The 8,868-nt window shown below is 67.4% G+C and carries 5 protein-coding genes and 2 pseudogenes; 4 read left to right on the top strand and 3 right to left on the bottom strand.

Going from position 1 to position 8,868, the window contains the following annotated elements; all coding sequences use genetic code 11:
• Nucleotides 1-260: 260 nt before the first annotated feature.
• Nucleotides 261-2,117: pseudogene (locus MKL09_RS19340) on the top strand (helicase-related protein); the annotation flags it as partial.
• A gap of 41 nt (nucleotides 2,118-2,158) precedes the next feature.
• On the top strand, nucleotides 2,159-2,872 hold the full coding sequence (pdeM, locus tag MKL09_RS19335) for a ligase-associated DNA damage response endonuclease PdeM (RefSeq protein WP_244022801.1): 714 nt from the start codon (nucleotides 2,159-2,161) through the stop codon (nucleotides 2,870-2,872).
• Nucleotides 2,873-2,879: 7 nt separating this feature from the next.
• On the opposite strand, the gene MKL09_RS19330 is transcribed toward pdeM, so the two are convergent.
• The 3 genes from MKL09_RS19330 to MKL09_RS19320 form a co-directional block, all read right to left on the bottom strand.
• Nucleotides 2,880-3,362 carry a DUF3455 domain-containing protein gene (locus tag MKL09_RS19330; protein WP_244022799.1) on the bottom strand — a complete coding sequence of 161 codons (483 nt, stop codon included), beginning with the start codon at nucleotides 3,360-3,362 and terminating at the stop codon, nucleotides 2,880-2,882.
• Between the two features lie 105 nt (nucleotides 3,363-3,467).
• The gene (locus MKL09_RS19325; RefSeq protein WP_244022797.1) at nucleotides 3,468-4,928 is read right to left on the bottom strand and encodes a methyl-accepting chemotaxis protein; all 1,461 of its coding nucleotides are present in this window, start codon (nucleotides 4,926-4,928) and stop codon (nucleotides 3,468-3,470) included.
• Between the two features lie 196 nt (nucleotides 4,929-5,124).
• Complete coding sequence (locus MKL09_RS19320; protein WP_244022795.1) at nucleotides 5,125-6,111, bottom strand: CorA family divalent cation transporter; 987 nt, start codon at nucleotides 6,109-6,111, stop codon at nucleotides 5,125-5,127.
• 210 nt (nucleotides 6,112-6,321) lie between these two features.
• Between MKL09_RS19320 and groES the strand changes: the two genes are divergently transcribed.
• Both groES and groL read left to right on the top strand, forming a co-directional pair.
• Nucleotides 6,322-6,612 carry a co-chaperone GroES gene (gene groES, locus MKL09_RS19315; protein WP_007567860.1) on the top strand — a complete coding sequence of 97 codons (291 nt, stop codon included), beginning with the start codon at nucleotides 6,322-6,324 and terminating at the stop codon, nucleotides 6,610-6,612.
• 72 nt (nucleotides 6,613-6,684) lie between these two features.
• Nucleotides 6,685-8,327, top strand: a pseudogene (gene groL, locus MKL09_RS19310) (chaperonin GroEL).
• Nucleotides 8,328-8,868: the final 541 nt, after the last annotated feature.

Genomic DNA, 8,868 nt, shown 5'->3' with positions numbered 1-8,868 from the left:
CCTGCGGGCTGGTGGCCTGTATGCGGAAGAGATCCGAGTCTGTCGCCTCTGAGCATCAGGCCGGTGGCCGAACAGCAGACATGCGAGGTGAAGATTGATGGTGTGTGGAGCGCCGTCAGCCTGGCGGAAGCCCGCACCCTGGCGCACGGGAGAGGGGGCGCGTCGCGGTCTCGGCGCTCGATGAGGTCACCGACCCGACCCGCGCGCTTCTCCTACCCTCCCCCGCAGAGGGGGAAGGGAAAAAAAGACAGCCCCCCATGGCCGACCTCGTCATCGTCCAGGGCGGTGCCAAGGCCGATCTGCGCATGCTCGATCTCGGTCGGTCACTGCCGATTGCGGGGCACACCGCCTGGCACTCGATGCCGGCGATCTACGACCTGATCCGCGAGCACCGCACGACCCTGGTCTTCGTCAACACGCGGCTCCAGGCCGAATACACCTTCCAGGAATTGTGGCGGCTCAACGACGATGCGCTGCCGATCGCGATCCATCACGGGTCGCTGGATGCGCAGCAGCGCCGCCGGGTCGAGGCCGCCATGGCGGGCGGCCAGCTGCGGGCGATCGTCTGCACCGCGACCCTCGATCTCGGCATCGACTGGGGCGACGTCGATCTCGTGGTCAATGTCGGGGCGCCCAAGGGCGCGAGCCGGATCATGCAGCGGATCGGCCGGGCAAACCACCGCATGGACGAGCCGTCGAAGGCCTATCTGGTGCCCGGCAACCGCTTCGAGATGCTGGAGTGCCAGGCGGCTCTCGACGCTGTCGAGGAGGCCGCGCAGGATACCCCCGACGCGCGCCTCGGCGCCCTCGACGTGCTGGCCCAGCACGTGCTCGGCATGGCCTGCGCCGACGCTTTCGATCCGCTGGGCCTCTATGACGAGATCGTCTCCGCGGCGCCCTACACCGGCCTGACCTGGGAGGCGTTCGAGCAGGTCGTCGATTACGTGGCGACCGGCGGCTACGCGCTGCGCGCCTACGAGCGCTTCGCCAAGATCCTGCGCGGGCCCGACGGGTTGTGGCGGGTGCGCGACGCCCGCACCGCCCAGGCCTACCGGATGAATGTCGGTACCATCGTCGAGGCGGCGCGGGTGCGGGTGCGGCTCGGCCGATCCTTACGCGGCAAGCCCGGCACGGTCCTGCCGAAGGGCGGCCGGGTGCTGGGCGAGATCGAGGACGAGTTCGCCGACACGCTGACCGTCGGCGACACCTTCCTGTTCGCCGGCGAGACCCTGCGCTTCGAGGGGCTCGCCGAGGACGAGGCCCTGGTGACGCGCGCGCCCCTCGGCACCGACCCGGCGATCCCCTCCTATGCCGGCGCGAAATTCCCCCTGTCGACGTTCTTGGCTGAGCGGGTCCGGGCGATCATCGCCGACCCGTTCGAATGGGATCGCCTGCCGAAGCAGATCGGCGAGTACCTGCAGCAGCAGCGCCGCCGCTCGGTCCTGCCGGGCGCGCGCGACCTGCTGGTCGAGACCTTTCCGCGGGGGAAGCGCCACTACCTGACGGCCTTCCCATTCGAGGGACGGCTGGCGCACCAGACGCTGGGCATGCTGCTCACGCGGCGGCTGGAACGGGACGGGCTGCGCCCGCTGGGCTTCGCGGCGAACGATTACGGCATCGCGATCTGGACGACGCGGGACGTGTCCGAGCGGGCCGCGCTCGATCCCGACTTCATCGGCGACCTGTTCGCGGTCGACATGCTGGGCGACGACCTGGAGGCGTGGCTCGACGAATCAGCGATGATGAAGCGCACCTTCCGGCAATGCGCGGTGATCGCCGGCCTGATCGAGCGCCATCATCCGGGCCTCAAGAAGTCCGGCCGGCAGGTCACGATCTCGACGGACCTGATCTACGACGTGCTGCGCAAGCACCAGCCCGACCACCTCCTGCTCCGGGCGGCGCGGCAGGATGCGGCAACCGGACTCCTCGACGTGAGGCGGCTCGGCATGATGCTAGAGCGCATCCAGGGGCGAATCATCCACAGGGCTCTCGATCGGGTCTCGCCGCTCTCCGTATCCGTCATGCTCGAGATCGGGCGCGAGCGGGTCTACGGCGAGGGGGCCGACGAGATCCTGGCCGAGGCCGAGGCCGAGCTTCTTCAGGAGGCTCTGTCCTGACCGGCGATCCGCCCTCCCCCTTTGAGACCGAGGATGCGATCTTGGCGGCCGGCCTGAGACTCGAGAAGACTCACAAGCACCCGACCCTGCGGCTCGCGGGCGAGACCCTGATGCTCGATCTCTGCGGCGGCGTGTGGCTGCCGGAGCATCGCACGCTGATCGTGTCCGATCTCCACCTGGAGAAGGGCTCGTCCTACGCCGCCCGCACCGGCCAGTTCCTGCCGCCCTACGACACCCGCGAGACCCTGGCCTGCCTGCACGAGGCGGTGATCCGGCACGATCCCGCCCGCGTGGTCGCGCTGGGTGATTCCTTCCACGATCACCGGGGGCCGGAGCGGATGGAGCCCGGCGACCGGGCCATGGTGGCGGCCCTGCAGGAGGGCCGGGACTGGGTCTGGATCGCGGGCAATCACGATGCGGCGGTGAGCGAGGGCGTCGGCGGCCGCTATGCCGATACGCTGACCCTCGGCGGCCTGATCCTGCGCCACGAGCCCAGCGCCGAACCGGTCTCCGGTGAGATCGCCGGCCATCTCCATCCCTGCGGCAAGGTCGCGATGCGCGGCCGGGCGGTCCGCCGGCGCTGCTTCGTCACCGACGGCACCCGCCTGGTGATGCCGGCCTTCGGCGCCTTCGCGGGCGGGCTGAACGTCCGCGACCGCGCGATCGAGGGCCTGTTCCCGAACGGGTTCACGGCCCACCTGCTCGGGGACGGACGGGTTTTTTCCATCGGGCGGGCGCAGCTCGCCCGCGATTGACCGGCCGTCAGCGGTAGAACGTGTAGGTCGCGGTGTAGGGCACGCGCGCGGTCTGGCCGGGCGTGCATCCGCCCGCCGGCTTCTCCCCGCCGGACGTGTCCCGGCGCAGCACGTAGCGCGTTCCGGCGAGCGCGCCGGACCCGGACGTTCGGCCCGCCAGCAGCAGCCACGCCACGGCGTGGGGCTCAGGCGCCGGTGCCTGGTCGATGACAGATCCGACCACCCGGGAGCCGTCCTGCGCTTCCCAGGTCGGGCCCTCGAAATGGCGGCCGACGACGCGCCCGTCCGCCTGGGCGAGGTCGGCCTCGGGCTTGGCCGCGCCCCAGGCCGGGGCTCCCTCCGCGGCGATGCAGGCATAGATCTGCACGCCCCGGGCGGCGAGGCTGATGATCGGCGCGCTCCCGGGCGGCGGCGCCAGGGGCGCCTTTTCGGCCTCGGCGAGAGCCGGGACGCCGCAGGCGAGCGCGACGAGGACCGGGCGCCGCAACATCCTGAAGGTGTAGGGGATCGGCTCAACTCCTACGGGACCGTGGACCAGGCATACGCATGAGGCCGTGAGCACGTTTCACGGCCCCGAGTCGCGCCTGTCGCAGGATCAAGCGGATTTCATGAAGCGCTGGACGCTCTCCGAGAGATCCGACGAGTGGCCGGCCAGGCTCTCGGCGACGCCCAGCACGGCCTCGGCGAGCTGACCGGTGGCGTTGGCCGCGTTCGAGACGCCACCGATATTGCCCGACATCTCGTGGGTCGAGACCGCCTGCTCCTCGACGGCGCTCGCCATCGCCAGGGTCAGATGCGAGAGTTCGGCGACGGCGGCGGTGATCATCTCGATCGCCCCGACCGCCTCGCCGGTGGCGCTCTGGATCGCCGCGACCTGCTGGGTGATCCCCCCCGTCGCCTTGGCGGTCTGCTCGGCCAGGGCCTTGACCTCGCTGGCGACCACCGCGAAGCCCCGACCGGCGGCGCCGGCGCGGGCGGCTTCGATCGTGGCGTTCAAGGCCAGCAGATTGGTCTGCCCGGCGATCGACTTGATCATCCCGACCACCGCGTCGACCTCGCGGGCATTCTCGGCCAGCCGCCGCATCGTGGCATCCGTGGCCTCTGCCTGGACCGCGATCTGCCGGGCGCGCTCCGAGACCCGTCCGACCTGGCCGGAGATTTCCTGGATGGCGCTGTTCATCTGCTCGGAATTCACCGCCACCGACGACGCCTTCTGGCGGGCGGAATCGGCCGATTGCGTCAGCCCCTCGGCCGAGTGCTGCATCTCGCGGATCGCCGAGCCGACGGCATCGACCACCCGGCTCACGTCGGTCGCCATGTTCACCTGGGCGGAGACGATGCCCCAGGTCAGCATCGGCCCGATATAATTGCCCTTGCGATCGTTGACCGCCGTGACCTGCAGGTCGAGCGTCTCCGGGCCGAGCTTGATCTTGGTCCGGTGCGGCAGCCGGCTCGCATCGGCCAGCATGGTGCGCTGATGGTGCGCGTTCTTGTGGAATATGTCGAACGAATGCTCGAGCATCTGATCGACCTTGATCGGAAGATACTGTTCGAGCGGCACGAGGGTCTTACGCGAGGTGGCGTTCAGGTAATTGATCTTGAAGTCGTTGCGCGGATCGGCGGTCATCACCGCGACCGGCATGTTGTCGATCATCGACATCAGGCGGTCGATCTCGTTCTTCTTCGCCGTGATGTCGGCCGCGAACTTGACCACCTTCACCGGCCGGCCGCGTGCATCGAGGATGGGATTGTAGGTCGCTTCCAGCCAGACCTCCGTGCCGTCCTTGTCGAGGCGCAGGAACTCGCCGGTGACGTACTGGCCGTCCTTCAGCTTCGCCCAGAACGCCGCGTATTCGGAGCTTTTGGCATGGTTAGGGTCGACGAAGATGCGATGATGCTTGTTTTGTACCTCCGCCAAAGAGTACTTCATCAAATCAAGAAAATTCTCGTTGGCGTCGAGAACATGGCCGTCGGTGGAGAATTCGATGATCGCCAGCGACCGATTCAAAGCGTCGAGCTTGGCCTGCGTCTCGTTATAAACAGTTTTTTTGAACATATTAGTGCTCGCGCTGCTATAGCGAGGGTGTAGTGGGTATCGTGTTAATTTTGACCTAATTGAGTAGGATATTGTAAATCTTCCGACGCGGATCGTGCGCAAAAATAAATATAGATTGAATATAAGTGAAACCGATCTCTGTCGGCCTAAAAAATCCAAGACGCTGAAATCACATTCAGAAAGCCGCGGCCGAATATCAGAACCAGCCTCGGATCCGGAAATACACGATCGGCGCGAGGGCGCTGAACAGGATCAGCCCGAGCGCGTAGGGGTAGCCGTAGGCCCAATCCAGCTCCGGCATGTGCTTGAAGTTCATGCCGTACATCGAGGCGATCAGCGTCGGCGGCACGCCCACCACCGACACGACGGTGAGCACGCGGAAGACGTTGTTCTGCTCGATGTTGATCAGCCCGAGCGCCGCGTCGAGGAGGAACTGGACGTTCTCGGCAAGCCGCGTCTCGAACTCGTCCAGCGAGTCGATATCCCGCCGGATCGTCTCGAAGCGTCCGTCCTCGGGCAGGCCCAGGCCGTCGCAGGCCGCCGACACGAACGGCACGATCCGCTCCAGGCCGAGCAGGCTGGCGCGGATCTTCCCCAACACCTTCCCGCGGTTGCTGATGCCGCGCAGGATCCGCCGCAGCGCCAGGTCGCGGCGGCGCGGCGGCGGGCTCTCCAGCCGCCGCCGGTTCGCGCCGCGCACGTCGAAGTCGAAGATCCGGGTGGAGAGCTGGTCGAGTTCGGAGGCCATGTCCTCCAGGGCGTCGGCGAGGCTGTCGACCAGCTCCTCCAAGATCACCAGGAAGATCTCGCTCGGGGTCACGCTGCCGTCGCCGTCGGCGATCCGTTTCTCGGAGGAATCGATCGCCCGCAGATCGTGGAACCGGATGGTGACGAGGTGGTCCTTCGACAGGAGGAAGCCGAGCGGCTTCAGCTGCGATTCGCTGCGCTCGAAGGTGATCATCGGCGTCGAGAGCGACAGGCCGCCCTTCACCCGCCGCAGCCGGCTCGAGGATTCGACCTCCGACAGGGCCGCCCGGGACGGCACGCGCAGACCGGTCGCCGCCTCCACGGCGGCAGCCTCCTCGGAGGTCGGATCGTTGAGATCGAGCCACACGGCGTTGCCGGGGATCGGGCCGCCCAGGTCGAGCGTCACCGCGCCCTCGGGTCCGTGCAGGCTCAGCATGGGAGCGCGTCATCCATGGGGGAAATGGGGCCGATGCCACGTCATCGCACCGTCGCGGGCGGGTGCGACAGCATTGACTCGAAACCGCGCGAGGGCTATCTCGCCGCCGTCATTGGCACTCGCCAAGACAGAGTGCTAACAGTCCGGCTCGGACGCGGCCTCGCCGGCCGCATCAACGCCAACTGCAGACTTGAAGCAAGAGGGCAGCTCATGAAGTTCCGTCCGCTGCACGACCGCGTGGTCGTCCGTCGCATCGAGAGCGAGGAGAAGACCAAGGGCGGCATCATCATTCCGGATACCGCCAAGGAGAAGCCGCAAGAGGGCGAGATCGTCGCCGTCGGGCCCGGCGCACGCGACGAGCAGGGCCGCGTCAACGCGCTCGACGTCAAGGCCGGCGACCGCGTCCTATTCGGCAAGTGGTCCGGCACCGAGGTCAAGATCGACGGTCAGGACCTCCTGATCATGAAGGAATCCGACATCATGGGCGTCGTCGCCCTCTGATCGGATCACCCGTCCCAGCCCTTTGAGGCCGTCCGAGGCCTTGGGGTCCAACCCAACCACAAGAGGCAAACCATGGCAGCGAAAGACGTTCGTTTCTCCGCCGACGCCCGCGATAAGATGCTGCGCGGCGTCGATATCCTCGCCGACGCGGTGAAGGTGACGCTGGGCCCCAAGGGCCGCAACGTCGTGATCGAGAAGAGCTTCGGCGCCCCGCGGATCACCAAGGACGGCGTCACCGTCGCCAAGGAGATCGAGCTCGCCGACAAGTTCGAGAACATGGGCGCCCAGATGGTGCGCGAAGTGGCCTCGAAGACCAACGACATCGCGGGTGACGGCACCACCACCGCGACCGTGCTGGCCCAGGCCATCGTCCGCGAGGGCGCCAAGTACGTCGCCGCCGGCATCAACCCGATGGACCTGAAGCGCGGCATCGACCTCGCCACCGCCGCTGCGGTGAAGGACATCGTCGCCCGCGCCAAGAAGGTCTCGACCTCCGATGAGGTCGCCCAGGTCGGCACGATCTCCGCCAATGGCGACAAGGAGATCGGCGAGATGATCGCCCACGCCATGCAGAAGGTCGGCAACGAGGGTGTCATCACCGTCGAGGAGGCCAAGACCGCCGAGACCGAACTCGACGTCGTCGAGGGCATGCAGTTCGACCGCGGCTACCTGTCCCCGTACTTCATCACGAATGCGGAGAAGATGGTCGCCGAGCTGGAAGACCCCTACATCCTGATCCACGAGAAGAAGCTGTCGTCGCTGCAGGCGATGCTGCCGGTGCTCGAGGCCGTGGTCCAGACCGGCAAGCCGCTGCTGATCATTGCCGAGGACATCGAGGGCGAGGCCCTGGCCACCCTCGTGGTGAACAAGCTGCGCGGCGGCCTGAAGGTCGCGGCCGTGAAGGCGCCGGGCTTCGGTGATCGCCGCAAGGCGATGCTGGAAGACATCGCGATCCTGACCAAGGGCCAGATGATCGCCGAGGATCTCGGCATCAAGCTCGAGAACGTGACCCTGCCGATGCTCGGCCGCGCCAAGCGCGTTCGCATCGAGAAGGAGACCACCACGATCATCGACGGCGTCGGCGAGAAGTCGGACATCGAGGGTCGGATCTCGCAGATCAAGGCGCAGATCGAGGAGACCACCTCGGACTACGACCGCGAGAAGCTCCAGGAGCGTCTGGCCAAGCTCGCGGGCGGCGTCGCGGTGATCCGCGTCGGCGGCGCGACCGAGGTCGAGGTCAAGGAGAAGAAGGATCGCGTCGACGACGCCCTCAACGCCACCCGCGCTGCGGTCGAGGAGGCATCGTCCCGGGCGGCGGCACCGCCCTGCTGCGCGCCAAGAAGGCGGTCGCCGCGCTGAAGTCCGACGTTCCGGACGTCCAGGCCGGCATCAAGATCGTGCTGAAGGCGCTTGAGGCCCCGATCCGTCAGATCGCCCAGAACGCGGGCGTCGAAGGCTCGATCGTCGTCGGCAAGATCACCGACAACACCTCTTCGGAGACCTACGGCTTCAACGCCCAGACCGAGGAGTATGTCGACATGATCCAGGCCGGCATCGTCGACCCGGCCAAGGTCGTGCGGACCGCCCTCCAGGACGCGGCATCGGTCGCCGGCCTGCTGGTGACCACCGAGGCCATGGTCGCCGACGCGCCGAAGAAGGATGGCGGCGCCCCCGCGATGCCGGGCGGCGGCGGCATGGGCGGCATGGACTTCTAAGTCCGAGCCAACCGGCAAGATGAGGAAGGGGGTCGCCGCGAGGTGGCCCCTTTTTTTGTCCTGCGCAGTGCGACGGCGATCGAGATCGAAAGAACACTGGAAGGCGCCCGCGGCGAGAGGTGGGATCGCCCGATACGAGCCCTTCTGTCTTGACAATGTTCCTATTTTGTGCTCATTAGCCGTCACCTGTCCTCCGGTGCTTCGTGAGCAATCCCGCGGCGCTCCTCGGGGGTCCGTCCGGTGGCTGACCGGCGGGCTCGGAGGATGGGGCGGTGCCCGCGTCGGTGGCTCTCAGCCGCCATCGCCCCGGGCGGCGTGCCGATGCGGGGCGTGTCTCGGTGGCGGGCGTGAGACCGGGAGGCAGTTTGCCGCGCGGTGTGCGGACATGCCGCCGAGGCGACCCGTCTCTGGGCGTGACCGTGAGCAACCTGCGGAGCCGCCCACTACGAGTCGGAGGTAGGGGTGAAGTGCAAGGCGGCCGGGCGGAAGAGCGTCGGGTAGGGAAAGAGGGGGCGCCAGTATGTAATCTTCTGTTGCAGCT

It is taken from the genome of Methylobacterium sp. J-048, from assembly GCF_022829515.1.
Taxonomy (GTDB): domain Bacteria; phylum Pseudomonadota; class Alphaproteobacteria; order Rhizobiales; family Beijerinckiaceae; genus Methylobacterium.
Note: the sequence above shows the minus strand (reverse complement) of the source record. Positions and strands in the feature narration are given on the sequence as shown.

Excerpts from the sequence above, each read along its gene's own strand:
- MKL09_RS19325 (WP_244022797.1), bottom strand. The coding sequence starts at position 4,928 with ATGTTCAAAAAAACTGTTTATAACGAGACGCAGGCCAAGCTCGACGCT.
- MKL09_RS19320 (WP_244022795.1), bottom strand. The coding sequence starts at position 6,111 with ATGCTGAGCCTGCACGGACCCGAGGGCGCGGTGACGCTCGACCTGGGC.
- MKL09_RS19330 (WP_244022799.1), bottom strand. The coding sequence starts at position 3,362 with ATGTTGCGGCGCCCGGTCCTCGTCGCGCTCGCCTGCGGCGTCCCGGCT.
- groES (WP_007567860.1), top strand. The coding sequence starts at position 6,322 with ATGAAGTTCCGTCCGCTGCACGACCGCGTGGTCGTCCGTCGCATCGAG.